This is a genomic window from Kribbella sp. NPDC020701 (assembly GCF_055562215.1).
The window spans coordinates 1-25,643 of the sequence record NZ_JBVHFT010000004.1 but is presented as its reverse complement, the minus strand read 5'-3'; the positions used below and the strand labels follow the sequence as shown (position 1 = coordinate 25,643).

The window sequence follows — 25,643 nt, the reverse complement described above, 5'->3', positions numbered from 1 at the left end:
GCGAATTCCTGCTCGACGCTATCCTCCGTCGTTCCGCGACCGTGAAGATAGTCCGCGAGGCTGGCGTGGTACAGCCGGTAGCGGCGTGGCCGCTCGCGAGACGGCAGCAGGTACGGGCCCCATTCGGCCGGCAGTTCGGCCGGGGGGACGGCTCACACCGGCGACGTCGCAGAGCTCGGCCAGCGTCGCACTCTCGCGGGCTGCAGCAAGCGCCGCAAGCAACGGCAGGTAGGTGGCAGGCCACTCTGTCGCGTGGGCGCGAGCCCACGTGTGCCAGAAGCGGTGGTACCAACCCCACAGACCCTGTGGCAAGGCATCAGGATCCAGGTCAGGCCCCTCCTGCAGTGCGTAGTGCACATAGATCCACAGCCCGCCGCTGCGGGTCAGAAGCGGCTCGACCAGCCTCGCGGACGAGACGGTGGCAATGTATGCCCGGACGTCCGCCAGGTTGGCATCGGAGCCCGGCTCGATCCCCACGATCTGGCGCGGACTGTCGATGTAGAGAGCGACCGGCACTGGGCGCTTGCTGACGACGGCGAACACGCCCTTGGGTAGCGCCCGGGGCAATCCGAGCACGTTCTCCCCCGGCCGCGTCCCCGCCTCATCGAGCCCATCGACGACGAACACGAGCTTCTCGCCCGGCTCCAATCGCGCGGCCGCGTCGCTCAGCAGCCCCGAGAGGAAGTCCGCGCGCGAGGCAGCGGCCTCCGACAGCACTGACTCTGCGCCGTCGCGCAGGTCAAATGCCCGGATCAGTTGCGCTGCCAGGTTGAGGCGTGCCGCCGGGACACCGGCCTCGCCCGGTGCCAGCTCCGAGAAGTGATGCACCCAGCTACGGGTCGACACGAGGTGAGCCATCAACGCAGTCTTGCCGAGCCCGGCGGGCGCCTCGACGACGAAATAGCCAGACGACTTCCCGGCGAGGAAATGATCGAGCGCGGCGATCAAGTCCTCGCGACCCACGAACCGCGCGACGTCAACACGCTCGAACACCTCGCGCGCGTCTATGTACGCCTCGGCGAGCCGCTGGTAGGCGCCGACGAAGAACATGTTCCGATCGCCAGTGACGATAAGGTCCGCGACTACGTCGCGGCCAGCTGCCACTGCGCCCCGGTCAGCGCTGATCGCACCTGGGCCGAGGATCGTGACGTCGCGAATCGACACTTCGCGAGCGTGCAGGTCTGCAAGCTGGAAGTAAGGGCTGCCCTCTCCAGCTGCAGCAGGGTCGGGCTGACCTGCCGCGGCTAAGGGCGGCCCGCCGGCCCCGGGCCGGCCTCGACATCGCTGATGTCGATCCCACCTTCAAACCGTCCGCGGTGAACACGCACACCGGTGCCTTCTGAGCGCACCCGCTGCACCCGCAGGAACTCGGCTTCAACCTCGTTTAGATCGATGCCCAACGCCGGCGCGGCCTCGGGCGCGTGTGTCTTGACTGCTTCCACCAGTCGTCGCGCCGCTTCGACCAACTCATCATCGGCGCCGACGGCTGCAACCGTCTCCTGCAGGGCGTTCCGCTGCGCCGCCGATTCTGGAAGACGCTCCACCGCCGTGACGTCCACACCGCGGCGACCCAGCAACCGCTTCAAGGCCGCGTACGCGTCTTTGACCGCCTGCGCTGCGACGTCCGTCAGCCCGGTCGCGGCGCCCAAAGCGACCGCCGAGACCACCAATGCTGTCACCGGATCCACAAGGACCACCCTCCCCCTGCACCCACAACCCCAGGCACCATCGAGTCTCCACCAGATCCGTACAGCCGTCGACCACCGCACCCCACACACGCAGATCGCGGCGCACCGATCCTGCGGCTATGGGGCGTCAACAAGTGACCAAAAGCAAGGCGAATCAGCACCTCGCAATGCTGCAGGTACTCGCAGCCGGCGAGAACAGCAGTTATCACAGGAACTCCTACGCGCTCTGGTACGAACAAGCAACGATTCACCGGCGGTCCGTCTGGTCCTGTCCCCGGCGCCCGCCCGGCCTACAGGCTGGCTGTTCCGCAAACGACCGTTTACGGAACAGCCTCGAGCAGCGTCGCCGTTCCGGGGGCATCGCTATCAGGTTGGCCTCAGTGCGCTGCGTTGTATGCGTCGCGGATCTGGCCCGGGACTCGGCCGCGGTCGGCGACCTCGTATCCGTTCTCGCGTGCCCAGGCTTTGATCTGGCGAGCGGCCGGTTCGGTTGCTCGGCGCCGGCGGGTACCACGTGGTGGCTTCACCGGCCGCGCCGCTGCGACGTACGCGGCGAGTGTTTTGCGTAGCGCGGCCGCATTCTTGGCCAGTAGGTCGATCTCGTACGACGTCCCGTCGAGCGCGAACAACACGGTTTCGCCTTTGCCTGCGGGGATCTCCTTGCCATCCAGGTCGTCGATGAGGTGGACCTCGGTGCGCTGGACCATTGCTGGTGCTCCTCGGGTTCGTGGATGTTGCACACAGCATCGGATACGACGAGCCTCGGGGCGATCAGACGCGACGAGCGGATGGTCACCGGCCGGTTCATTCCGTGTCGAGCTCGCTGGGCGGCTGCCTCATGCCGGTCGACGTCGGCCGGCCGCTGCGCCCACCGGAGTCGAAGGGCCGCGCGGACCGGTGATAAGGGCAGATTCGGGTACGGCGTACGACCGGGCGTGTCGCGCTCCGGATCGGGCAGCCGGCGGCCTGGATTAAGTAGCTTCCAACCGGTTCGTGGTTCGGTCAGCTGGGCTTTGGTGGCCCTGGTGGAGGCTACTTAGACAGTGTCGGCCCGGGCAGGGACGATCAGGGCATGTCGGGACTGAACCGCCAGTGGGCGATGGAGAAACTGCAAGCCTTCCTCGAAACGATCAAGACCGAATCCGTCGAGAGCGCCCGCAGACGCGGTCAGTACTTCGACAGCTTCGTAAACCCCCAGCACGAGATCCAGGCCGCCGCGCAGTTGGTCGAGCCGATCCTTGATCGAGTAGTCCCTGGCTGGCGCACTGCGGATTGGCCTATCACTACAGCCCTCTACTCGCGCCACCGCCAGGCCGCCCATCGCGCCATCGCACAGCTCCAGCATCAGGGAGAACTCGATGAGAACCTGGGCAGCGGTGCACCTCAGCTCGACGCCGCCACGCTGCATCCTTGGGTGTGGGGCACCGTTCAAGGGCTGTGGAGCAGCGGCCACTACCGAGAGGCCGTCGGGATGGCAGCTAAGGCCGTCAACGCTCAGACCCAGGCGAAGCTGAGTCGCCGGGACCTGTCGGACGGCAGGCTGTTCGGCGATGCCTTCACCGTCACCCCGCCCGTGGCCGGCAAGCCACGACTACGACTCATGCCCAACGACGGCAGCGACACCTTCAAGAGCCGCCACGAAGGCGCGGCCAGCTTCGCCCGCGGCCTCTACTCGGCAATCAGGAACCCGATCGCGCACGAAGTCGACGAGGAACTGGACGAGAACGAGGTCCTGGAACAGCTCGCGGCTTTCAGCATCCTCGCCCGCTGGGTGGATGCTGCCGCCGTCGGGATGTCGTGAAGTCTCAGCGCTCGTCCGCGAAGGCGGGCAGACGCGACGAAGATGGTCGCTGTCCGGTTCCGTGTCGAGTTCGCTGAGCGGCTGCCTCATGCCGGTCACCGTACGGCCGGCCGTCGACGTCCGTCGTATGACGTCGCTACGAAGGGTGGGTCCCGCTAAACCCTGCAGGTCCGCTGGTCCGTTGCCGTGGCGACAGCCACATCAAAGGGATGGGGTTCGCCAATCCGGTGCGCCCTGCCGCCTGGATCGGTTGCCCCGATCGAGAGCGTGAGGCGGATCACGGCCGTGCCGTCATGTATTTCGCACTGCATCACGCCAGAAGTGGTGTGTGCGTCGGACATCGCGTTTGTCGAACACGGTCGGGGTTGATCCGGCGCCGGCCGGACTACAAGTCCGGCCGCTCGCGGCGCGGCCGACCGGAACCGGAAGACCCGTCTTCGGTGTGACCTGCGAGCGCGGACGAGCAGGAACCGGCTGGCTGACACACCTCCCGCCAGCATCAATGAGCACAACTGGGTCGGCTCCCCACTGAACCTGGGGTGCGGACTGGGACGGAGTTGAATTCCAAACGCAACCGACCCATATGAGAGGGGGACGGACGCGTGAGCGACACGGGCCGCGTCCCACCGAGCACGGCCGTGCTGAGTAAAAACTGTTAGCGCGCTGGACGCGACGTTAACCACCCGGGGCGCCCACGCTAGGTCGGACGGCTCGACCTACCGCCTCGACAGAGGCGGCAGGTCGAACCCCGCACGTACAAACGAACGGCCTCCCGATTGGCGCGGGAGGCCGTTCCAAACCGAACCAATCCACTGCAGCTCGAACTACAAACAGAGAGGTTCTGTGATGAACCCTACGCTTCAACCAGCAGCCGGCGCCGATGCCGGAAGCTGGTCCATCAACCTCCTGCTACTAGCAGTCCTCGTGCTGGGCGGCGTCGTGCTGATGGTCGCCTTCGGACGGGTACAGGGACGAGATCACCCTCGAAGCGGGGCGGCGAGATGTTGCCGGTGACCGCGTCGTTCAGTGCGGTAAAAGCTCGTGGTCGGCGCGGTTCCGATCACGCTGCTCGTCGCGCTGTTCGCACTGATCATGCTGATTTCGTTGGCCCTGCCGAAAGAGCGCCGCGACTACGTCCTGCAGCTCGCCCCGATCGTGGTGCAGCTGGTCCGGGCGATCGTGTCTTATCAGCGCACGCGCGCGCTGACCTCCGTCGGCTCGGACAGCCTCGACCGTAGCAGTCAGGGTTCGGCGGGCAGTGGCTCCAGCAGCTCGGGGCCGTTGTTCTTCACGTTGTTCACGGCCTTCGAGACGGCGTACATGTCGAGGCTGCCGTCGACGGGGGGAGCCATCAGGCCGAGGAGCTGGTCGACGTCGTGATTGCGGGGATCGAGCCACTCGGCCCATGCCTCCGGGGCGATTGCCATGGGCATGCGGTCGTGGATCCGCCCGACGCTGTCGGTCGCTGTGGTCGTGATGATTGTGTACGTCGGGACGGCTCGGTTCGGATCGTCGCCGGGAAGCGACTTGTCGTACCAGACCTCGTACAGCCCGGCCAAGGCCAGCGTCGACCCATCCGCGGGCCGCATTCTCTGCACCAAGTCAAGTTGTAGCCGCGGGTCGTCGGGGCGTTGGTCGCCCATCGCGACTGGCTCAGTTCACACGGTCCCAGCCGCGGCGCGGGCAGTGGCTGGCGAGTTGGTCATCTCGGCTTGGCCACCAACCCGCCGTTCCTGGCCGTCGCCGCCTGGTCGACGACGCGCCTCCCAGGCGACGGGATGTATGCGGTGAGGGCGGTGACTCTAGGACAAACTGCAACCTCGGAGTCCGTCAGGCTGGGAGTGCCAGGTTCCGGCGGCGCAGGGCCACGACGTCTGCGGTGGCCAGCAGAACGCAGGCCAGGCTCAGACCCAGGATCGGTCCGGCGGTGATGGCGACGGCCGGTGCGTTGGGCACATGGGTGAAGGGCGACAGGTCCAGTAGCCAGGTCGGTAGTCCGAGTGAGGGGCCGAACATCGGCCCGACGATGATCGAGCCCACCACCAGTGCCCAGGACAGACCTGCCGACCAACGCGGCAGCAACATGATCACCGTGACGACCGCGGTACCCAGGACGCCGATGGCGGGGAGTTGGATCAGCGCGGCGCTGGCCAGATCACGCACCAGCGTTGCGGTGCCGCCGAGCACCTGGCCGCCGGTGATGCCCATCGCCACTGCGAAGACCAGGAGCAGCGACATGGCTCCGGCCAGAGCGTTGACGGCGTACGCGCCCACCCAGCGAAGTCGGGAGACCGCGGTGCCGAGCACCGACTCCAGCGTGCCGTGCGCTTCGTCGTGGTGCAGGCGAAGCAAGAGCGTGACTACGTAAATCGCCACGGCCATTCCCGCCATCTGCATCATCGAGGCCCAGTACGCGCCGAGCAGGTTGGCATCACCGCCGAAGGTGGCGTACCACTCCGTGGCCGCTCCCTCAAGTCCCCCGATCTGGTCACTGAGCGCACCGAAGATCAGGCCGAAGCCGAGCAGGCCGATCGCCCAGCCCAGCAGCGCTCCACGCTGCAGCCGCCAGACCAGGCCGACGGGGCTCCGCAGGGCCGGGCTCGCGTGGGCGGCACCCCTGCGTTCGGGCCACATTCCCCGACCGACATCGCGACGGCCGACGAGAACGATGGCCAACCAGAACAGAGCGGCCAGGACCAGTACGGCGGGCCCGAGTGGCCACCACACGTTGTCGGCGAACGGCCTCATCTGCTGACCCCACCCGATCGGGGACAGCCAGGCCGGCCAGGCGCTGGTGACCCGGAGGGCGGCGGAGTCCACGGTCCCGAGCATGTTGCCCAGCGCCGCCAGCATGAAGGCAACGCCGAGGCCCGCACCGGCAAGACCGATCGCGCCGCGCGAGGTCGACGTGAGCTGTGACGTCACCGCGGCGACGCCGGTGAACGCGACGCCCACCAGAGCGATCGACGCGCCGGCGACCATGGACCCAGCCACGGGTTGTCCCCCGACCACCATCCCGAGGCCGAGCAGCACGGCCAGCACAAGGTTCGCAGCAAGCGCGACGATCACCGCGGCGGCCAGCGAGGCATAGCGGCCGACCACGCCGGCACCCAGCATCTCCTCGCGACCGAGCTCTTCGGCCTGACGGGTGTGTCGTACGACTGCGAGGACGCTCATCATGGCAGCCAGCACCGCGAGGGTCAGGGCATCCCTGTGCAGGGTGTAGCCCCCGACGCTCGAGCCTGTCACCAAGCCGAGCACGCGCATGCCAGGGTTCTCTGTAACCATGCGGGTGTCCGGCTCCAGGAGCTGGGGGTGATTGGAGTAGTTGTCCTCGAACATGGCGGTCGTCGCAGCCAGGAATGCGGCCATGCCGAGGATCCATGCGGGCAGGGTGATCCGGTCACGCCGCAGCGCGAGGCGGACCAGCCGCATCGTGCCTGTGAAGCCGCTCATCGTGCCGTCACCGCCTCAGCAACCGCATCCCGGGCGGGCGCGGCGATGTCCTCGCCGTAGTGCCGCATGAACAGCTCCTCGAGGGTGGGCGGCGAGGTCGTCATCGATCGCACCTGGAGGTTGACCAGGTGCTCGAGGACGTCGTTCAGCTCGCCCGGGTCGACGCTGAACTCCGCGTGGGCGTCGTGCACCCGGGCGTCGTGGACGCCGGGCCACCGTGTCACCGACTCCAGCGGCTTGGCGGTGTCGACGACTACCGACGTGCGGGTGAGATGACGCAGCTCGTCGAAGGTGCCGGTTTCAGCAGCCCGGCCCGCTCGGATGATGGTGACGCGGTCGCACAGCGCCTCGACCTCGGAGAGGATGTGGCTGGAGAGCAGAATGCTCCGTCCGGCGGCGCGCAGCTGCTGGACGACGTCCTGGAAGACTGCCTCCATGAGCGGGTCCAGCCCCGAGGTGGGCTCGTCCAGCAGGTAGAGCTCCACGGGGGACGAGAACGCGGCCACGAGGGCGACCTTCTGCCGGTTTCCCTTGGAGTAGGCGCGGACCCTCTTGGTCGGGTCGAGCTGGAACCGCTCGAGGAGCTCCTCCCGGCGCTCCGGGTCGAGTCCTCCCCGCAGGTCGCCGAGCAGGTCGATCACCTCGCCACCGGTGAGGTTGGGCCACAGGTTCACCTCACCAGGCACATAGGCCAGACGCCGGTGCAACGCCACCGCGTCGCGCCACGGGTCACCGCCGAGCAGGGCGACGTGCCCGTCGTCGGCGCGCAGCAATCCGAGCAGGACCCGGATGGTGGTGGTCTTCCCGGCGCCGTTGGGCCCGAGGAACCCGTGCACCTCACCGGTCTCGACGTGCAGGTCGAGATGGTCAAGGGCCCGGGTCCTGGGGCCGAAGTCCTTCACAAGTCCGGAGACCGCTATCGCAGCCGTCACTGAGATCACTTCCCTTGGCATTTCTCGCCAGTCCAGACGTCTCCAACTCTCAGCACATCGCAACCGCGTACGGGCGGGCAGGGCCGAACGCCACCGAGAAGCCGGCCTTAGGTCACCTGGAAGGGGGTCTGGCGGCACACGGCCGTCGGCATCGGCCTGCGGCAGGCGCAGGGGAAGGCGCGGCCAGCGGGAGGTGTAGGCGAACAGCGCGCAGACCAGGAAGTCCGGCCAGGCCGACGGGTTTCAACCGTCGTTGACCACAGCGTGCCCTGAAGAGTGGCCCGTTGGCATGTCGGGGCTGGGCCAAAGGCCCTGGTGATGCGGCGATTGGGGTCCGAGCGTGGTGGCGCGGGGACCCACGGTGCGGGATCTCCAACTTGGTCCGGAGGTGGCTGCCATGGCCACGCACAGATCGGTTCGTGCAGCGGTTGCTGCCGTGGTCGTGGTGCTCCTGACGACGGTGTCGGGCGGTACGCCCGCGGTCGCGGCTCCGGCCGCCCAGAGCGACGGCGTCGCCGCGGTGATCGCGAACTATCAGGCCAGGATCCCCGAGCTGATGGCCCAGAAACAGATTCCCGGACTTGCCCTGGCGTTGGTCGACGGCGACGGGGTGGTGTGGCAGCAGGGGTTCGGCTCCACGGACAGCGACGGGGATACGCCGGTCACCGTCGACACCATGTTCAGTGTCCAGTCGATGTCGAAGGCCTTCACCGCCACGGCCGTGATGCGGGCCGTGCAGTCCGGACAGCTCGACCTGGACGTACCGATCACGACTTACCTCCCGGACTTCACGGTGCACAGCGCGTTCGAGTCGCACCCGGAGCGGAAGATCACCCTGCGGATGCTGCTCAGTCACACCGCGGGCTTCACCCACGAAGCGCCGCTCGGCAACACCTACGAGCCAGAGCCGGGCGACTTCGACGCCCACGTGCGGAGCATCGCCGACACCTGGCTTCGGTTCCCGGTCGGGACCGGCTACGCCTACTCGAACCTGGGGATCGATCTGGCCGGCTACATTCTCGAGCAGATCTCGAACAATCCCTTCCCGGCCGTGATGCGCGACTCGCTGCTGGCACCGTTGGGCATGGCCCACAGCACCTTCGACCGGGCCCGGGTGCACGCCACCGCCGACCGGGCCATGGGTCACACCGGCGACCTGGTGCGGCCGCGCGTGGACTGCCCGATGATGGCCGCCGGCGGGCTGTGGGCGACTGCCACCGACCTCGCCAAGTTCCTCGAGTTCCAGCTGGGCGACGGCACCATCGACGGTCGCACCGTGCTCGATGCGTCCCTGATGCAGGAGATGCGTACGGTCCCGGCACCGCACGCAGGCGCGCCGGCGGGCTATGCGCTTGGCGTCGCGCGCACGCACTGGCGGGCCGGCCAGTACCTCGACCTGTTCAACCACAACGGCGGCGGGGACGGCCTCCTGTCCGACCTGTGGTGGCTCCCGCAGCTGAAGCTCGGTATCGCCGTGCTCACCAACTCGGACACCCACGATCTGCAGGTGTCCCTGGCCCTCGGAATCCTCCGTGATTTGGTCACCGAGCCGGACAGCCGGTACCACGACCGCATGCTCGGCCTGCCCACCCAGTCCGATGTCGTGGAGCCCGACAGCCGCTACGTCCCACCGCCGGACCTGGCCGCCCGGATCGCGGCCGTCGGGAAGCCGGCCGCCGGCGAGCAGTCCACCCGCTGGGCCCGATACCACGAGCTGTACCGCACCGGGCAGATGGGCGCGATGAACCCTGACTACCCGCCGTCGCGGTTCTACGTCGACTCCGGCGTGCCGTACTTCGACGCCACCGAGGACGGAACACTGGTGCGGTATCGGTTGACTGAGTTCCAGCCCGGCCTGTTCCTCGCGGGCAACGGGGAAACCCTCGACCTGCGCGGACCGTCGCAGCGGTGGCGCGGAGTGGACCTCAACCCGGTCACGGATGGTCCACTCGCTTGGCAGTGGGCGCTGCTCGCCGTCGTGGTGGTCGTGGTGGTCGTGGCGGCCGGGTGGCTCGTCGCCGGGCGCGCCGAGACGTTACGCCGTCACCGCGGAGCTGGCCGGACGTCGACGGTCGGTGCGCCGCCGCCCGGCGGCCGTACCTGGCGCCGTCTCACCACCGCTGTCGCCGCCGCCGGAATTCTTGCCGCGCTCGTGACCGTGGCCGTGATCCGGGCGATGCCCGGGCTGGTGGATGTGGGGTTCCTCGGTTGGCAGGAGTTCCCGCTGCCGATGCGCCTCGCGTTCCACCTGCCGCTGGCGATGACGCTCCTGGCCGTGGGCCTTGCCGTGCTCCTGGCAGCCGGCGCCCTCCGGCACTGGTGGACCCCGCGGATCCGACACCGCGACGCGGCCCTCGCCGTCGCCTTGACCGCCCTCGCGGCCCAGCTCGCGCTCTGGCACCTGGTCGCCTGGGGGTTCTGACAGCGTCGGCGACCAGGAGCCTATACAGGGAAGTCCGCGAGGCCCTTCGGCTCTGGTTGACCCGAAATGGCGCGGACGCACCCTGGAGCTGCGGTCATCTGACAGCGCGACGACCACCGGGAGGCACCGTGACCGACCTACCGCCCACCGAAAGTCCGCTCGTCGATCCGGACTGCGAGCGGTCTCGGCGCGGCAAGGACGACGCCTTCAGGGACTGGTGGGCGAAGAACGAGTACAGCCCGAAAGCCACGGACAAGGAATAGGTGTAGGGCTACGCCTTGGGCTGGGAGCTGACGAGCGACCCCGCTCCACGAGGACGGCTATGGCCCTCAGCTCACGCCCGTCAGCCCACGTCCAGCTCGATGGCCACCTGGTAGGTGATCGCACGCTCATCGGCATTGCGGGTGACGACGCCAGCGGCGGCGGACGTTCCGCCGAGCGCTTGGTGTTCCGGCGATGGCTGCCCGCACCGCCCTGTCATGGGTGGTGCGAACGCGGTGTGCCGCCGCCGGCCCACAGCCTGAGCAACCCGACCGCGATCGCGATGAAGGCCGCGCCGACGATGACCCCGAGAATCACGTCGCCGGCTAGAACAGCCACCACCACGCCGATCACGACGCCGATCGCGGCTAGGGCGGTCGTGGCGGTCTTGCTCGGTCCTTGATCTGTGCGTGACATGGCTGTGCCTCCGCTCGCCGTCGCTTCGATCTTGCGCACCGCGCAGCGAGCCGCTGCTCGGCCGCTGACTCCGATGCTGCGCCCGCCCGGTTCCGCCCGCTAGGGGCGTTCGGCCCTCCATTTGGTGGACTACGGCCTCGCGTGTGAGGCCCCGCTGAAGGCCCTTGGACTCCAACCGATACCGCCTTGCGGACCTGGTCACGCGAGCATGCCGCTTGCACGCTGGCAACAGGGAGTGGGGAGTTGACCGTGCTCGAGTTGATCGGCGTCTCGAAGCGCTACGGCGAGGTCGAAGCGCTATCTCGGTGCACGTTCCAGGTGCGGCCTGGCCGCCTCACCGGGTTCGTCGGTCCCAACGGGGCGGGGAAGACGACGGCGATGCGCGCCGTCCTTGGTCTCGTAACCCCGGATGAGGGGGCCGTCCGGTGGCGCGGGCGCCCCGTCACAGCCACCGACCGACGCCGGTTCGGCTACATGCCGGAGGAGCGCGGGCTGTACCCGCGGATGCGGGTGCTCGACCAGCTCGTGTTCCTCGGCCGACTGTCGGGGCTGTCGGCGGCAGCCGCGGCCCGGGAGGCGACCCGTTGGCTGGACGCGCTCGGGCTCGCCGACCGCGCGAACTCCCGGCTGGACGACCTGTCACACGGCAACCAGCAGCGTGTCCAGCTCGCCGCCGCGCTAGTGCACGCGCCCGACCTGCTGGTGCTCGACGAACCGTTTTCAGGGCTGGACCCGATCGCGATGGACGCGATGTCCGGGCTGCTCGGCGACATCGCGCATGGCGGCGCCGGCGTGCTGTTCTCTAGCCACCAACTCGACATCGTCGAGCACCTGTGCGAGGACGTCGTCGTCATCGACGGCGGCCGTGTGGTGCTGAGCGGCGACCTCGACGCGATTCGGGACGCCGCTGCCGACCGCTATCTCGAGATCACGGTTGCGCGGGACCCCGAGCGGCTGCTGCACCTCACGGATGCCGCCGTCGTGACCCATGACGGCAAACGGGTCCGTCTGCGCGTCCCCCGTGCCGTCGACCCGGTAACTCTGCTCGCGGGCGTCGGTGGGGACGTCGTGAGGCTCGCCTACGAGCCGCCGACACTGTCCGAGCTGTTCCGCGCGGCTGTCGCGGGGTCGGCACAGACGACCCGGGAGGTGTCCGGTGTTGCGCGCTGACGTTCGCGAGGGCTGGCGGCGAATCTGGGTCGTCGCGCTGCGGGAGATCCGCGAGCGTGGCGGCAGCCGCGCCTACCGGATATCCACCGTGCTCGGCGTCATCCTCGTCGTCGCGATCATCCTCGTGCCGTCACTGCTCGAGAAGTCGACGACGTACCACGTCGGCATGAGCGGGGCCGCGCCCGACGGAGTCGTGACAGCTCTTGTCGAACAGGCCAGGGCGGTCAACCACGGCCTCGAGGTGACCCGATACCCGAGCGTCGCTGACGGCGAACGCGCCGTCCGGGACAAGAAGATCGACGTGCTGCTCGTGGACGGCACTCGCCTCGAGTGGCGGACAGAGTCGGACAGCACCCTGACGGCCGCGATCGCCAACGCGGTACAGACGGTTCACATCCGCGACCAGGCGGACCGGCTCGGCATCTCCTCCGACAAACTCGCCCAGCTACTCGTCCCCGTCAGTCTCACCAGTCGCACGCTCGGGGCCGCACACACCGCCGACAAGGACGCGAATACCGTCGGGTTCATCGCAGTCGGAGTGATGTACCTCGCGATCAGCTTCTACGCCGGATTCGTGCTCACCGGCGTCGTACAGGAGAAGGCGAACCGCGTCGCGGAAGTCCTGCTCGCCAGAATGCCCGCCCGTGAGATTCTCGCCGGCAAGGTCGTCGGCATCGGCGTCGTCGGGCTCGCACAGCTCGCCGTGATCGGCGGCGCGGCCGTCACCACCGCCGCTTTCAGGGGCGGCGCGGACGCGCCCAACATCCCCGGCGACGTACTGGCCTGGACCTGCCTGTGGTTCGTCCTCGGCTACCTGTTCTACAGCGTGCTGTACGCCGCAATCGGCGCGACCACATCCCGAATCGAGGACGCCCAAGCGGCCATCGCCCCGATCACCGGCCTCATGCTCCTCAGCTACTTCGGCGTCATCTACGCCGAAGAGAACCCCGACGCCGTCGTCACGATCCTGCTGTCGTACTTCCCGCCGACCGCACCCGTCGTCATGACCTACCGCGTCGCCGTTCACGCAGTCCCGGGCTGGCAGATGATGACGGCAGCGACCTGCATGGTCATTGCGATGTGGGGCCTGATCCGGCTCGCCGGCCGCATCTACTCCGGAGCACTGCTTCGGTTCGGAGGCCGTGTCCCGCTGCGCGACCTGGTCCGTACACACGGGTGAACGGTTCGAGATGCTAACCCGCTGCCGCCGCACTCGCGAACTAGCGCCTCGACAGCCTCGCGACTCTTCAAGCAACGGTGACCGCCCCAGGCGAGTATCCGCTCATCGGCATGAGGGCGCGGATCGCGGCAGATCCGGACGTTGCGGCTTGGGTCCTGATTCCCGGTTCAGTCGGGTGCCAGCGGGATGCCGAGCGCCTTGCACATCTTCTCTTCGAGGGTCAGGTAGTTTCCGCCGCCCCAGATGCCTACGGGTGGGATTGGTGCGGGGAGTTCTTCGGCGCGCTCGTTGAACCATCGCGGTCCTGCGCGGTACTGGCGTGTCTCGAAGCAGTGGACCGGGAGGACCTCGCCTGGACCGAACGGCAGGTTCCCGAGGGTCTCGAAGTAGCCGCGGCTCCAGCCCAGGCGGTTGATGAGCTGCGGTGGGATCAGGAGCTGGTCCGACTGCAGGTGTGATCGGTCGGGCATGATCTTCGACGGCGATTGATGCTTGAACACGTAGACGAGGTTCGCCGAACCGCCGTCCGGGGTGATCGACCACCTCGCCGTGGTCGAGATAACGCGCCCGAACATGTATCCAAGCCTTGGCAACTGCATGGTGAAGACATCTCCGGGCTTGAGCGACTTCCGGGATGGGTGCAGCACCTGGAGGAGGTTCTGGGGACTCACATGAACAACCTAGATGGTTGGCATGCGCCTTCGCTGGCCCGCTTCGGTGATGGGCCAGCAGGTGCTGATCAGCGAACGCGGCCGGCGCTTTAGATGGCGCTCACATCGGCATGACAGCGCGGAGTGCGGCAGATCCGGTAGACGGTTCGCTCGCCACGCTTGGCGTCGGATCCGCGGCGTCGGGGTGTAGTGCAACCCTGTCGACCGAACTGGCGTGTGGCATCATTGTGACACTGTCTCAGTTACAGGGTGTGATGGTGGACACCTCATCAGCGGAACGGTCTTCGTTGCAGCCGGCATGGGCGAGTTGGCTCCTGACCGGGCTGGTCAAGTACGTGGTTGTGCTGTCGGTTTGCTGGCTCGGCTACGCGATCCTTATTGGACTGCTGATCCAGGGCGGTCGGTGGGCTCCGTTACCTCGGAGATAGCCAAGGGCTTGCCGGCGCTTCTACTTCTCTTCGGTGTGCCGACGCTGGTGATTCTCTTGCTGATTTTGGTGGGATATCGGCGGATAGAGACCTCAAGGTTCAGAGTGGTCGGTCCGCTGGTATTGCTTCCGGGCGGACTCGTATGGATCTTCCTTCTCGACACTTTCGCGCTGGGAGTCACAGTCCTGCTTGTTCAGCTGTTGTTCGGTCTTGTCCTCAGGCCTCCACCGGGCCCAGGCATGTCGGGCGGATCGAGCACGTAAGAGCCGTGTCGAGCACCATCGGCGGCAGATCCGGACCTTGGCGCCTTGGCCTGGTGGTTGAAGCCCGGTCGTCAATCCTGTCGATCATCGACGTGCCTGTCATGCCAGGCTGGACAGTCCGGAGCGTCGAGAGCGGGAGTGGGATGCTGGAAGAACTGCACGCGGAGATTGCCCGACAGGGCGGATATGACCGTCGGTCCGGACCGGAGTCTGTCGTCAGTCTGGAGCTGTTCTTCGATGGAAACGAAGATCCCGCGTCGATTGGCTGCAACCTGTCGGACCACCCTGGCCCTGCGCGGTTCTACGAGGTTCTGAGCACTATCCGGGACCGCCCCGAGGTTCACAGCGTCTGGGTAGGCGTCTCCGACGTGATGGAACCAGACGATTGGCCCTTCAGCGATCACGTCTACGTAGTCACGACAGCGTCGCCGGCCGAGGTCGGATCGTGGGCAGTCGCGCTACGTCCGGACGAACCAAGGGACGACTGGTGGAATGGTGCACCTCCACTACAGCAGATCGAAGTTCCACCTCACGCCCGTCTGGTTACTCTCTGGTGGGACTGAGCCAAGGGATGAAGTGCTCGCTGACCTCGGCGTGAACACGCGGCCATCGGCGTGATCGCACATCGCGGCATGTCCGGACGGCGGCAGCACTCGCTATCTGCGGCATGCGAGTGCGCCCGAATCAGTCGGTAGCACGCTCGGCTCGGCTGCCGATGAGGACGTCTGCCGCACTGACGCCGACCACAGACATGGCCCGCAAGTCGCGGTCTGCAAAGGACGTGAGGGGAAACTGCACGACGGTCGAACGGACAGTCCGGCCGCCTGAAACAGGCACGAGCAACGTACGCCGGCAGCGAGTGAGTCCCCGTCGTCATCGACGCGAACCCCAGCGAGCGTGACGTCACCTTCATACCCGTCCAGCGGGTCGAACGCGTCCCGGATCTCGAATATGAACGTCCCCACGCTGGTCATCGTAGGGCTCGACCGTCGACCGCTCATCGGCATGACCGCGCGATCAGCGGCAGATCCGGACGTTGATGTGGCCGAGTGACGCCAGTGTCCGGCGAGCGCTTCTCCAACGATTTGCTTGTCGCGATCCCATGGATCATCGTCGGGGCGTGACAGAGACCCCGGATGGCCCGCCGTTTCCAGTTGTTGCGGTGCCGGGCTTGCCGAGCCTGCACGCGATCACGACTACGCCGCTGGGTGCGCGGGTGTTCGGGTTCACCGCGTCGGGCCATGACGCACTCGACTGGTGGCGCCGGCTGCGTGAGGCTCACCCAGCGACGGGCTATTGGCCGGTCCTGATGGAACACGGGGATCCTGAGTACTTGGCGAACTCGTACGAGTACGCCGACCCGGCCGGCAGCATCGCGCTGGCCGACACCATGGACGGCACGAGCATCCTCACCGCTCGAGGTGAGGACAGGTTGCGGATCTACGGGCCGGAGCTCGCGGCCACGACGCTCGCCGAGCTGCGCGGGGAAGGCGACTGGCCCGATCAGGCGCAGCGACCCGGCTTCCGCCTACCGTTCGGACCACACGGTGAACCGCGGCCGGTGACAATCGCGCTAGTGCCTGCGGCGGCCGGTTGGCAGGCCCCGGCAGTCCTGCACTGCGGAGGGTGGAACGAGTACCCCACCCCAGCGGAGCATGCCGCGATCCTGCGCACCTGGAAAAACCGGTATGGCGCAGAACTGGTCGTGCTCACCGGCGCAACCGCGGAGTTCGCGGTCGCTCGCCCACCACGCACCAAGGCCGAAGCTCTCGCTCTGGCATGGGAGTACTTCGTCTACAACGACGGCTATTACGACCTCTACGGAGCGGACAACCTCACCGAACTCGCCGCCAGTCTCCTCGCCGCGCCAGTCTGGCTTGCCTGGTGGGATTGAACCCACACCGACCACCCTTCACCGCGCTCATCACCCGATCACGCAAGCATCCGGAACTCGGCAGATCCGTGCGTTGGCCTGCGTCCGAGTCGCCAGATTTCTAGCCTGTCGCAGGTCAGGTGGCGGACATGTGTCGCGCAGCGGTTGGCGGGTCACATCTCGGCCCGGCGAGGCGCTGCAGCAAGCCTGGCCGCGCGCATGAGTGTACGTTCGACCTTCCGGTTGCGGCTTTTGGCCCGGGCCGCCGAGATAGCCGTGCGTTTAGCTGTCTTGACAGTCAGCGATTGTCGCCCAGACCACTGGAACACCAGTTCCCTTAAGCTCAAATCCCGAACTTCAGCGTGTGACTTGGGATTCTGCGTCCTGGACAGTGTTCGCGACGCGGGCGGCTCGGATGGGGCGCCGACCCGGGCGACGCGCAAATGGTGACAAGCCATCACCACTTCGGGGTGTGGTCCGCGATCAACCGGTGCCCAATTCGCACCAGCTCGGCGCGTACGGACGCCGGTTCGAGCACTTGCACGCCTTCACCGAGGTAGATCAACTCACAGGCCGCCTCATGGACCGAGCTGAAGGTCGCTGTGAACCGGCGCGCCGTTCCAGTTTTGCTGTCGATCGGGCGGAGTTGGGTGTCTTCCGACAGCGCCAAGGCGACTCGGCCGAGATCCTCTGGACGAACCTGGAACTCTACTTCGACGCGATTGCTGGAGCAGGGCACTCGGCGGCGGGTGACGTCCTCCCAGGCCCGGATGAGGTCAAAGTCGTCGGGCCGCTCGACGGCTTCGGTGGTGACGTCGGCGTTCGTGGTCCAGGAAACGCGAAAGGTTCGCAGGCCCGCGTCTGCACCGGCAACGAGGTACCAAATAGCGCTCTTGGAGACCAGTCCGTACGGATGGACGCGATGTACCGCCGTTTCGGCTCCTGGTGGAGCGTAGGTGAGGTCTACCTGGACTCCGGCGATCACGGCGTCCCGCAACGGCACGAGCGTGGCGGGCGCGGGTTGCGCGGTTCGGCCCCACCGAGTGGGGTCGATGTGGATGGCCTGCCGAGTACGGTCGGCCTGCTCGCGGGTGGTCGCTGGGAGGGCCTCGATCAGCTTGCGGACCGCTGAGGTGACCCCTTGTTCCAGCCCGAGGCCGGTCAGCAGTTCCGGCCCGGTCACCAGGAACAGCGCCTGCGCCTCCTGCGGGGTCAGCGCCGAAAGGTTGATCGCAGGACCGTCGAGCAACGCCCACCCACCCCGGCGGCCGCGTTCGGAATACAGCGGTAGGCCGGAGAGCAGCAACGCGTCCAGATCGCGACGGATCGTTCGCTCGGAGACGTCGAGGCGCCGCGCCAGCTCGGGCGCGGTCATTCTTCGATGCGCTTGCAGCAGCAGCGCAATGGCCACCAGACGCTCGGCGCGCATGAACGCAAAATTAGCAGGAAAACAGGACACACGGTTGGCCGGTTTTGTTTCGTACGGTCTCACACATGTCCGAGCCATCCGGCCTGGACATCACCGCGGAGAGACGGGATTACCCATGACCACACAGGTGCTGACCGGACAGCAGATCGCCGCAGCCGACCTCGATGACTGGACCTTGCTGCTGTCGTTCGGGCAAGGCGGCCTGGAAACACGAATCCACACCGAGAGCTTCACCCAAGGGCTGCGGCTCGTGGAATCGATCGGGCAGGCTGCCGAAACCCTTGGCCATCACGCAGACCTTGACCTGCGGCCCTTCCAGGTCGATGTCCGGCTGTCCAGCCGAGATGGCGGCGGCGTGACCGAAACCGACGTGACCCTGGCTCGTCAGATCACCGACATCGTCGCCGCCGCCGGCGCCGAACTCGAATGCAGCAGCCTCACCCGAATCGAACTCGGCCTAGACACCCCGGCCTACGACAAAATCGCGCCGTTCTGGGCAGCAGTGCTGGACTCCCACCACGTCATCGGCACCGAGGACTGGGGCGACGTCGGCGACCCCCGCACAGGACTGCCCATGATCTGGTTCCAGACCGCAGATGCTCGATCAACACAGCGAGTCTGGCATCCGCATCTGTGGGTCGACCCAGCTCAGGTGCGGCCCCGGATCGACGCGGCATTGGCCGCCGGCGGCACGCTCGTCAGCGACCAGGGCGCACCGGCGGCCTGGGTGCTGTCCGACCCCGACGGCAACCACCTCTACCTGTGCACCTGGCAACCCGGCACCAGTTCCCTGTGCGATTCGCAGTACCGACCCGGAGGAACCAACTGGATCGACCGAAGCTGACTCAGAGCGGCGACACGCAACGCGACCGGGCGCCGGTACACCGTAGGCCTGACGTGCCCGACTTCGGCGGCCAGGGTCCCGCGCGGCATCAGGTGAACCCCATGCGCCGGACCGCCCGCGAAGCATCGACAACACCCCAGATAACGACCAGCCGTCACCGCGCCTACGCAGAGCGAGTCCGCGTCGGCTACATGGACGACATCGTTATGCAGGCTTAAGGGAACACCAGTTCGAATATGTGGCATCCTGGCGTCCTGGTCGGTCGGTTCAATGTGCGCGAGGGCTCGGGCGACGAGGACTGGTCGGTCTGGGACAACGCGGCCAACGGCAGCCGGGGAGCGGGCCTGTCCGAACAGGCCGCGCACCGGCTCGCAGCGGACCTGGAGCTGCAGTACGACGTGTACGGGCCGCGGTCACCGGACCATATCCGGCGCGTCGACCCGCCGGTACCGGTGGAGAAGGCCTGGCAGCCGGCCGGCTTCCTGGACGCCTGGATCTTCGAACAAGGAACCTGGCTAGGACGGGTCAAGGGCAAAGATGACAAGGTCTCCTGGATCCCGCAGGCCGAGCTGCGCCGCGCCGAGCAGTTCTGATGGCCGCCGCCGACCGGGGACCGGTCATCCGTCTCCAGGGCGGTCCCAGCGACAAGTGGCAGTACTCCGAGCAGGACTTCCACGAATGCATCCGCGCCGCGCAACGGATGCATCGCAGCGTCGGCGACCCAGCAGGCTGGCCACTGTCGTACGAGCGGCCGTGTCGGGTCTCATCTGGGTGTGGCGGGAGGGAAAGAACTGTCACCCGAACCCGATCGCCTGACCTGAGCCCATCACCGCCCTGTGCCGCCGCAGCGCCTCGACCTCCGACAGCAGCAGCGGGCGGCCGTTGTGCGCAGGGCCGTGCCGGGGTAGCCGGCCGAGCGCGAGGTACCGGTGGACCTGCGCGGGTTTCTTGCCCAGGACCACGGCGGCTTGCGCGATAGAGATCCGGGGGTCGTCGACCATCCGGGGCTGGCCGAGCAGTGGATCGACCGGGAGCTCGCCCGGGTCCTCGTGCTGATCGGCCGCCATGCACCAAGCCTCACGCGAAGAAAGTGCCGGCTCAGTGGTCCAGCGCGTTCAGGCGTCGTTGCTCTGTGTCGCGGCGTTTCCGGATGGCGGCGGCGTTGCGAGCGGCTAGGTGAAACGCGCGTTGCAGTCGCGGGAGTCGCTTGCGGGCGCCGCGGAGGGCTTGGCGCGTCTCCTCGAGTTGGTCGTTGAGCCGGTCGAGGTCGGCCTGCAGGTCGGCGAGCCGGTGCTGGTGCGCGTCGAGCATCCGCTCGGCCTGGTTACGGTCGGTCTCAGGCGCAATCGGATTCGGCCACGCCGAGGCGTGCCTCCTGCGCGGCCCGGCGTTGCGCGAGGGTCCGGTCGACCTTGGCCCGGCCTGCAGTTGGCGCGGCGGATCGCTTCGCAGGCTTCGCCGCCGGCGTCTTGGGCGCAGGCTCGGAGCGGCGGACGACGCGGGGCCGGATCGGGGCGAGCGGGGCCGGGTCGCCGTTCTCGTCGACGACGCCGAACCCGACATGTCGCAGCGCGCTGGTCAACTGCCCGGTCCGCAACAACTGCGCGGCGCCGGGGTCGACGAGAGCGGCGTCGAGGGTCTCGGTCAGCCGCTCCGCGGTCTCGGCGGCAACACGCCTGCCGCCGGCGGCTTGCTGGCGCGCGACGTGGACGAGATGGCGGACCAGGTCGTAGCGCTGCCGGGTCAGTTCGCGCCGGCGGGCGCTGTCCGAAGTCAGGTAGGTCTCCCGCAGCTGCTCCCCCAGCTCGGTCAAGGCATGAATGCCGTCCGGGTCGGCACGGACGAGCTGGTTGGCCAGCCACGCGGCGATCGTGGGCCTGCGCAGGGCACCGATCGCAGCCGCGGCCGCCTCGTCACCGCGGTCCCGTACCGCCTTCGCCAGCTGGTTGCGGCAGCCACGAAACTGCTCGGGCGCCAGCCCGTACAGCTCGACGACTGCCGCGTCTATCTCCACGCTTCCACGATCCACGGCCGATCAGCTCGCGCCAACTCCGCCTGCAACGGTGGGCAGGTCGTCGGGTCGCAGGTCCGGGCGCAGCCGCACGTAGCGCATCCCGTGACGTGCCTGGCCGGCCTGTGTTGCGGCGTCGGCGGTGACCTCGGCCACGACCGTCGGTTCGACCTTGATCAACGGTTTCTTCGAGTCGGGGCCACCCCACCGGTACGACGTGATCTCGTCCGGCCAGGGGTGTCCGGGCCGCGCGGGGGCGAGTACGGCGGCAAGCTGGGCCGACTGCTCGGGCTTGAGCGGGACGGTGCGCCCGACCACCACCAGCTCGGCCTCGGTGGTGTAGAGGCCGGCGATGACGACCTCGGGGTGGGTGATCGAGCCCAGCACCCCGCCGACGATAACCTCACGGGTCTCGCGGTGTTTGACCTTGACCCAGGCGTCGCGGCGGCCCGGGGTGTAGCGGGTGGCTGCACCTTTCACGACCAGTCCCTCGACACCCATCGCGGCGGGCAGCACCTCGAACCATTCGGTGGCTTCGTCGAGATCGGCCGTCACGGGAGTCAGCTGCAGCGGCGGGACCCACCGCTGCGCCGGTTGCTCGAGGCGCTGCCGGCGTACCGTCCAGCGCTGGGTACGCAGATCAATCCCAGCGGCCGCGAGCAGATCGAACGCGGCAAACGAGGCGGGCAGGACGGCGGCCTTGCCGCGCGCCTTCGCGGGGCTGGTAACGAGTCGCTGCTGGAGCGCGTCGAAACTCAACCGGCCGTCCGCGCCGAGGATGACCAGCTCCCCGTCGAGCACCACGCCGTCCGGCAACTGGCGTACGGCGGCGGTGACGACGTCGGGGAAGCGGTCGCTGATGTCGTGGCGGTTGCGGGTCCACAACCGGGCGCCGTCACCGGACCGGACGATCGCGACCCGGTAGCCGTCCCACTTCACCTCGTAGCGTGACCCGCCCGGCAGGGCGTTCGGGGCCGGGATCTGGTCGACCGATCGGGCCAGCGCGACCTCCACGGGTCCGGCCAGCTCGGCCGGGATCCGCACCCCGGCCGGCTCGCTACGCTTGTGTGACGGCGTCACCCGGGGCCTCTGCGCCGCACCCGGCCAAACGGCGGCCACACCACGACCAGCACCCGCTTCACCGGGTGCGGCGTGTCGCGGTGCGGGCAGAACCGGTGGTGCTCGGGGACGTCGGCCCCGTCACACTTCCCGCACCGCCACACCCTGGCCACGGCACCAGCATGCGCCTGGTGGTCAGCCCGTGGAGCTCGCGAGGTGGAGCCGCCTGTCGGATTCGAACCGACGACCTTCTCATTACGAGGAGGAACGTCGGCGTCGCCTCTGCTCTCTACGAGCGATTTTGGTAACACGGTCGCCCGCAGCAGACGCGAGATTCCCCAGGAGTATCCGACGTTTTGTGCCACGAGTGATGCCACGCGGCGGGCGGCAAATCGGTGCGCATCGCCCTACGTACCTGACTGATCCAGCGCCGCACGGATCCAGCTCGGCAGCAAGCTGCAAATCCCTGAATCGCTCGGCCTGTGGTTAACCGTGCCGGGATGAACGATGCCCACAGCAACCGTCATACTTCGGGCGCCGGGACCAACGGGCTACCCGTCCGCCACACCCCGCCTGCTCCAGTAGCTCGCCCGCCACTTGCACAGGCCGTCCAGCCTGCTGGCCGGCCGCTGCCGACGACCCAGCGACCACCTTCGATCTCTCCTCCCCAGAGTCCTCAACTGCCGCGGTTCATCCGGGAAGTGAAGACGTCAGCGTGGGTGGAGTTGGCGTTTGCTCTGCCATGGTTGTGGTGGTCAGTTGACTGCACCATCTGGCCATCCAGGTTGGATGGGCTGCGGGGTCTTGGTGATGATCTCTGGCGCATTACGGCAGGCTCAGCCGGCCGATCCCGTCGGGCTCATGGGTGGATCCGGGCTTAGTGGGCGGAGTGCGACGAATGGGCGGGTGCTGATGAACTCCCGCATCGCGGCGTCCGAGCCCAGGTCGGCGCCGAGCACTCGCCTGATCATTCGCACCCGCCACGGGTGGCGGCGCCGGAATTCGACGCCGACGGCGAAGGCTTCCTCATCGGTGAGGAACCGATGCTGAGGTACGAACGACTCCCGTCCGATCTGGACCCGGAGTGCGGGGTGGGCGTGGAGGTTGCGGATCCAGTCGGTGCGCGGCCCCCACACCGAGCAGATGACTGCCTCGCCGGTGGTCTTGTCTTCGGAGAGCACCATCGCGGCTGTGGCGCGCGACCTCCCAGTCTTGCGTCCGACGTGGGTGAGCACCAGGAAGGTGCGGCCCAAGAACAGCCATCCCCAGCCGGTCCGGTACAGCGGGAGCGGCAGTCGGAAGATCAACAGTGCCAGCCTGCCTGGCTGTCGGCGGAAGCCGAGTAGGGGCCTGCTGCTTGTCCCTTGTCGGTGTGGTCCGTTCGTCGTTGCCATGTCTGTCACCCCTCGGGATATGCGGTAGGTCAGGGACCACGGTGCGGTCCGGTCCGGCCATCACGCATCCAACCTGCCTCGAGTCCTTGCAGCCGTTGTGTGGCGATGTCGATCGAGGCGTTCGGTTCGGCGCGGTCGTTGAGGTCCTGGAACCGCATCGCCGGGAAGGTGGATCCCACGGCGACGTGGTCAAAGGGTCGTGGTTCACGACCGGGTGGGCACTGGGCGGCGCCACGCGGCCACGGTGGGGCCCAGTCCCGGCGGGGAGTGGGCCCCGTCGTGGGCGGTTACCGCGATCGTGCGGCGCGGGCCTCGGTCTGCTGCTGCTGTTTGGTGAGCTGCTCGTCGAGCTTGACGTAGCCGAACCACCAGTGGGCGAGCAGGCCGATCAGCATGCCGCCGACCGCGAACGCCGACCACGGGAACTCCGGTGCAAGGGTGATGTTGATGACGATCAGCCCTGCACCGACCAGCAGCGTGATGATGCCGTGGACGACCACGCCGATGGTTGCGCTTTCATGCGCGATCGCCCGTTTGGCTGCCTCGTAGTCGTGCAGCGGGATGTTCGCGGTGCTCATTGATTCACCTCCTTCGCGTAGCGTTGACGCCGGTGTGCTGGCGGCGGACCAGGACAGTGACGGCACCGGCGGTTACGAGGAGCCACAGCCCGGCGAGTCCAGCAGCAAGGTCACCGTCGCCATGGCTGGGGTAGTCAGTGGTGACCTTCGGAGGCAGCATCTGCGTCGGGCCGCCCTCGTTCTGATGCACGACTGCGGACACGTGCGCGGTTGTGTGGGTGAGGAACGCACCGACTGGGTTCCCGGTGAGCACGGCGGAGGAGTCCGCCATGACGGTGCCGATGAGCGGTGAACGCAGGTCGGCATCGCGGTACTCGGGGTAGCCGAGGTGGTAGCTGGTCGACACGAGCAGCGACAGGGCGAGGACGAGCCCGGCATACCCGATCTTGCGCTTGGCGCCGGTGCGGTCGCCGTGCATGAGCAGGTACGCGACCGCGGCGGGGAACACGAACAGGGTCAGGGTGTCGGCGCCGCCGTACACGACCCCGCGCCATCCGATCTCGAACCACCACCGCCAGCCGTCGGGGTGGTCGGTGCCGGCGGAGCTGAACACGATGACGGCTATGCCGATGCCGGCGAGTGCACCCACGAGCAGGCTCCACCTCAGGTTCAGCCGCCACAGGTGTCGCAGCTGGGTCCGGAAGGTGGCGAGGAACGCGGCGAACCAGGCCACGGCGATGGTGAAGTAGAACAGGTAGTACAGATCGGGCTGGAGCCCGAGCATGTCGGTGCCGACGAACGGGACCGCGAAGAACAACAGAGCGCCGCCAGCCAGCCACAGCAATGGGCTGGGGATGGGGCCGACGCGAGAGACCGGCGTCGGCCTGGAGTCTTCGAGCGCGGCAGGCCGGCTCAAGTGCAACGTAGGCACGGCTGCTCATCTCCTTCCTACCCTCAACCTTCGGCCTCGCGGGCGCAGGCACCAAGAGGACTTCGTCCCCTAGACGCCCACCAAAATGCTCGATCTCACCCCGGAGCCGGCACGCTCGGGCCGAGGTCCGAAGACGTCGCTCGCGAGGGCGATGAAACTTGGCGCGGCCGACGTCGGTACAGGGCGACATCCGCGGCGCACGACGACCTCGTCGGTGAGGTGACGCTCGGCCGCCCGATCCCGCCGGGATCATCGGTGGATCCAGGCTTAGCCTCGATCCGTGGAGGGGTAGGGGCTGGTCGGCCTGATCCGGTTGTCGGTTGGGTGTGGGTGTGTGGGCGTGGCTGTTCGGCTGGTCTGCCAGCTTTTCCACGGTGGGTTTTCCGGTTGTGCCTGGGTGGCGGTGGACGGGGTCAGGCGGGTTGTGGTGGCGCGGTGGTTTGGCCGAACACGCCGTTCCAGATCCTCAGCCACCGGTCGGCCCAGGGCCAGTGTGCGGGCAGGTGGAGCACGGGCCGGCGTTGGGGCCGTGCGAGCCGGGCGGGGACGTGGATGATCTGGCGGCGCAGGGTTGCGCCGCGTGCCGGGGCCTGTTGGTGGGGGTCGAGGGTGTCGGCGGCGCGGAGCAGGTTGTGGGTGATCATCGCGCAGACCGCCCAGGCGCTGTTGGCGTTGAATCGGCCGGACGGCAGGTGGGCCAGCGGTCCGTCGATGAGGTCTGATGCGCCCCGCGTTTTCCGGACAGCTCTTTTAATGGCCAATTATGCTACGAGCTGCCGTTCCAGGTACTCGTCGTGGACCTGCCGGGGAGTGCGGTAGTCGAGTCCGGAGTGGCGACGTCGTGAATTGTAGCGAAGTTCGATATAGCGTGCAATATCGCGGTAGGCGTTCTCGC

General features: G+C 67.7%; 24 protein-coding genes and 1 pseudogene. 8 read left to right on the top strand and 17 right to left on the bottom strand.

Annotated elements, in window-relative coordinates:
* Positions 1-18: 18 nt before the first annotated feature.
* The 3 genes from ACZ3HV_RS10305 to ACZ3HV_RS10295 form a co-directional block, all read right to left on the bottom strand.
* Entirely contained in the window at positions 19-1,050 is a 1,032-nt protein-coding gene (locus ACZ3HV_RS10305; protein WP_465682881.1) for an AAA family ATPase, read from the bottom strand.
* A 194-nt stretch (positions 1,051-1,244) separates the two neighbouring features.
* Positions 1,245-1,688, bottom strand: coding sequence for a hypothetical protein (locus ACZ3HV_RS10300; protein ID WP_465682879.1), 444 nt, complete (start codon positions 1,686-1,688; stop codon positions 1,245-1,247).
* Between the two features lie 377 nt (positions 1,689-2,065).
* Positions 2,066-2,395, bottom strand: a complete 330-nt coding sequence (locus ACZ3HV_RS10295; protein ID WP_465682877.1) for a histone-like nucleoid-structuring protein Lsr2 — start codon at positions 2,393-2,395, stop codon at positions 2,066-2,068.
* 365 nt (positions 2,396-2,760) lie between these two features.
* On the opposite strand from ACZ3HV_RS10295, the gene ACZ3HV_RS10290 reads away from it, so the two are divergent.
* Positions 2,761-3,489, top strand: coding sequence for a TIGR02391 family protein (locus tag ACZ3HV_RS10290; RefSeq protein WP_465682875.1), 729 nt, complete (start codon positions 2,761-2,763; stop codon positions 3,487-3,489).
* 1,241 nt (positions 3,490-4,730) lie between these two features.
* Here ACZ3HV_RS10290 and ACZ3HV_RS10285 read toward each other — a convergent pair.
* The 3 genes from ACZ3HV_RS10285 to ACZ3HV_RS10275 all read right to left on the bottom strand — a co-directional run bounded on the left by ACZ3HV_RS10285 (position 4,731) and on the right by ACZ3HV_RS10275 (position 7,877).
* Positions 4,731-5,078, bottom strand: a complete 348-nt coding sequence (locus ACZ3HV_RS10285) for an SOS response-associated peptidase family protein (protein ID WP_465682873.1) — start codon at positions 5,076-5,078, stop codon at positions 4,731-4,733.
* Between the two features lie 241 nt (positions 5,079-5,319).
* Positions 5,320-6,945, bottom strand: coding sequence for an ABC transporter permease (locus ACZ3HV_RS10280; RefSeq protein ID WP_465682871.1), 1,626 nt, complete (start codon positions 6,943-6,945; stop codon positions 5,320-5,322).
* Positions 6,942-7,877, bottom strand: coding sequence for an ABC transporter ATP-binding protein (locus ACZ3HV_RS10275; protein WP_465682869.1), 936 nt, complete (start codon positions 7,875-7,877; stop codon positions 6,942-6,944). Before ACZ3HV_RS10275 ends, ACZ3HV_RS10280 begins: the two co-directional genes overlap by 4 nt.
* 397 nt (positions 7,878-8,274) lie before the next feature.
* Here ACZ3HV_RS10275 and ACZ3HV_RS10270 point away from each other — a divergent pair, with 397 nt between their 5' ends.
* Positions 8,275-10,299, top strand: a complete 2,025-nt coding sequence (locus tag ACZ3HV_RS10270) for a serine hydrolase domain-containing protein (protein ID WP_465682867.1) — start codon at positions 8,275-8,277, stop codon at positions 10,297-10,299.
* Positions 10,300-10,427: 128 nt separating this feature from the next.
* Positions 10,428-10,562, top strand: coding sequence for a hypothetical protein (locus ACZ3HV_RS10265; protein WP_465682865.1), 135 nt, complete (start codon positions 10,428-10,430; stop codon positions 10,560-10,562).
* Between the two features lie 214 nt (positions 10,563-10,776).
* Here the strand turns inward: ACZ3HV_RS10265 and ACZ3HV_RS10260 are convergent, their stop codons facing one another.
* Positions 10,777-10,977, bottom strand: coding sequence for a hypothetical protein (locus tag ACZ3HV_RS10260; RefSeq protein ID WP_465682863.1), 201 nt, complete (start codon positions 10,975-10,977; stop codon positions 10,777-10,779).
* A gap of 249 nt (positions 10,978-11,226) precedes the next feature.
* On the opposite strand from ACZ3HV_RS10260, the gene ACZ3HV_RS10255 reads away from it, so the two are divergent.
* On the top strand, positions 11,227-12,147 hold the full coding sequence (locus tag ACZ3HV_RS10255; protein WP_465682861.1) for an ABC transporter ATP-binding protein: 921 nt from the start codon (positions 11,227-11,229) through the stop codon (positions 12,145-12,147).
* Positions 12,137-13,327: an ABC transporter permease gene (locus tag ACZ3HV_RS10250; protein ID WP_465682859.1), complete on the top strand. Its 1,191-nt coding sequence runs from the start codon at positions 12,137-12,139 to the stop codon at positions 13,325-13,327. The genes ACZ3HV_RS10255 and ACZ3HV_RS10250 overlap by 11 nt, the downstream gene beginning before the upstream one ends.
* Positions 13,328-13,494: 167 nt before the next feature.
* Here the strand turns inward: ACZ3HV_RS10250 and ACZ3HV_RS10245 are convergent, their stop codons facing one another.
* Positions 13,495-13,998 (bottom strand): immunity 26/phosphotriesterase HocA family protein, encoded by a 504-nt coding sequence (locus ACZ3HV_RS10245; protein ID WP_465682857.1) that lies wholly within the window; start codon positions 13,996-13,998, stop codon positions 13,495-13,497.
* 1,811 nt (positions 13,999-15,809) lie between these two features.
* On the opposite strand from ACZ3HV_RS10245, the gene ACZ3HV_RS10240 reads away from it, so the two are divergent.
* Positions 15,810-16,583 carry a DUF4253 domain-containing protein gene (locus ACZ3HV_RS10240; RefSeq protein WP_465682855.1) on the top strand — a complete coding sequence of 258 codons (774 nt, stop codon included), beginning with the start codon at positions 15,810-15,812 and terminating at the stop codon, positions 16,581-16,583.
* Positions 16,584-17,019: 436 nt separating this feature from the next.
* Here ACZ3HV_RS10240 and ACZ3HV_RS10235 read toward each other — a convergent pair whose 3' ends face one another.
* A complete protein-coding gene (locus tag ACZ3HV_RS10235) occupies positions 17,020-17,991 on the bottom strand; it encodes a helix-turn-helix transcriptional regulator (RefSeq protein WP_465682853.1) in 972 nt (323 codons plus the stop codon).
* Positions 17,992-18,106: 115 nt separating this feature from the next.
* Here ACZ3HV_RS10235 and ACZ3HV_RS10230 point away from each other — a divergent pair, with 115 nt between their 5' ends.
* Positions 18,107-18,835: a 4a-hydroxytetrahydrobiopterin dehydratase gene (locus tag ACZ3HV_RS10230; RefSeq protein WP_465682851.1), complete on the top strand. Its 729-nt coding sequence runs from the start codon at positions 18,107-18,109 to the stop codon at positions 18,833-18,835.
* Positions 18,836-19,071: 236 nt separating this feature from the next.
* Positions 19,072-19,428: a hypothetical protein gene (locus ACZ3HV_RS10225; RefSeq protein WP_465682849.1), complete on the top strand. Its 357-nt coding sequence runs from the start codon at positions 19,072-19,074 to the stop codon at positions 19,426-19,428.
* A 201-nt stretch (positions 19,429-19,629) separates the two neighbouring features.
* Here ACZ3HV_RS10225 and ACZ3HV_RS10220 read toward each other — a convergent pair whose 3' ends face one another.
* The 8 genes and pseudogenes from ACZ3HV_RS10220 to ACZ3HV_RS10185 all read right to left on the bottom strand — a co-directional run.
* Positions 19,630-19,902 (bottom strand): hypothetical protein, encoded by a 273-nt coding sequence (locus tag ACZ3HV_RS10220; RefSeq protein WP_465682847.1) that lies wholly within the window; start codon positions 19,900-19,902, stop codon positions 19,630-19,632.
* A gap of 31 nt (positions 19,903-19,933) precedes the next feature.
* Positions 19,934-20,146, bottom strand: a complete 213-nt coding sequence (locus ACZ3HV_RS10215; protein WP_465682845.1) for a hypothetical protein — start codon at positions 20,144-20,146, stop codon at positions 19,934-19,936.
* Between the two features lie 25 nt (positions 20,147-20,171).
* Entirely contained in the window at positions 20,172-20,849 is a 678-nt protein-coding gene (locus tag ACZ3HV_RS10210) for a hypothetical protein (RefSeq protein WP_465682843.1), read from the bottom strand.
* Between the two features lie 21 nt (positions 20,850-20,870).
* Positions 20,871-21,926 carry an ATP-dependent DNA ligase gene (locus ACZ3HV_RS10205; protein WP_465682841.1) on the bottom strand — a complete coding sequence of 352 codons (1,056 nt, stop codon included), beginning with the start codon at positions 21,924-21,926 and terminating at the stop codon, positions 20,871-20,873.
* Between the two features lie 815 nt (positions 21,927-22,741).
* Positions 22,742-23,212: a nitroreductase family deazaflavin-dependent oxidoreductase gene (locus tag ACZ3HV_RS10200; RefSeq protein ID WP_465682839.1), complete on the bottom strand. Its 471-nt coding sequence runs from the start codon at positions 23,210-23,212 to the stop codon at positions 22,742-22,744.
* A gap of 374 nt (positions 23,213-23,586) precedes the next feature.
* Entirely contained in the window at positions 23,587-23,877 is a 291-nt protein-coding gene (locus ACZ3HV_RS10195) for a 2TM domain-containing protein (protein ID WP_465682837.1), read from the bottom strand.
* Positions 23,878-23,881: 4 nt separating this feature from the next.
* Positions 23,882-24,748: a hypothetical protein gene (locus tag ACZ3HV_RS10190; RefSeq protein WP_465682835.1), complete on the bottom strand. Its 867-nt coding sequence runs from the start codon at positions 24,746-24,748 to the stop codon at positions 23,882-23,884.
* Positions 24,749-25,161: 413 nt separating this feature from the next.
* Positions 25,162-25,470, bottom strand: a pseudogene (locus ACZ3HV_RS10185) (IS1380 family transposase); the annotation flags it as partial.
* Between the last annotated feature and the right edge of the window lie 173 nt (positions 25,471-25,643).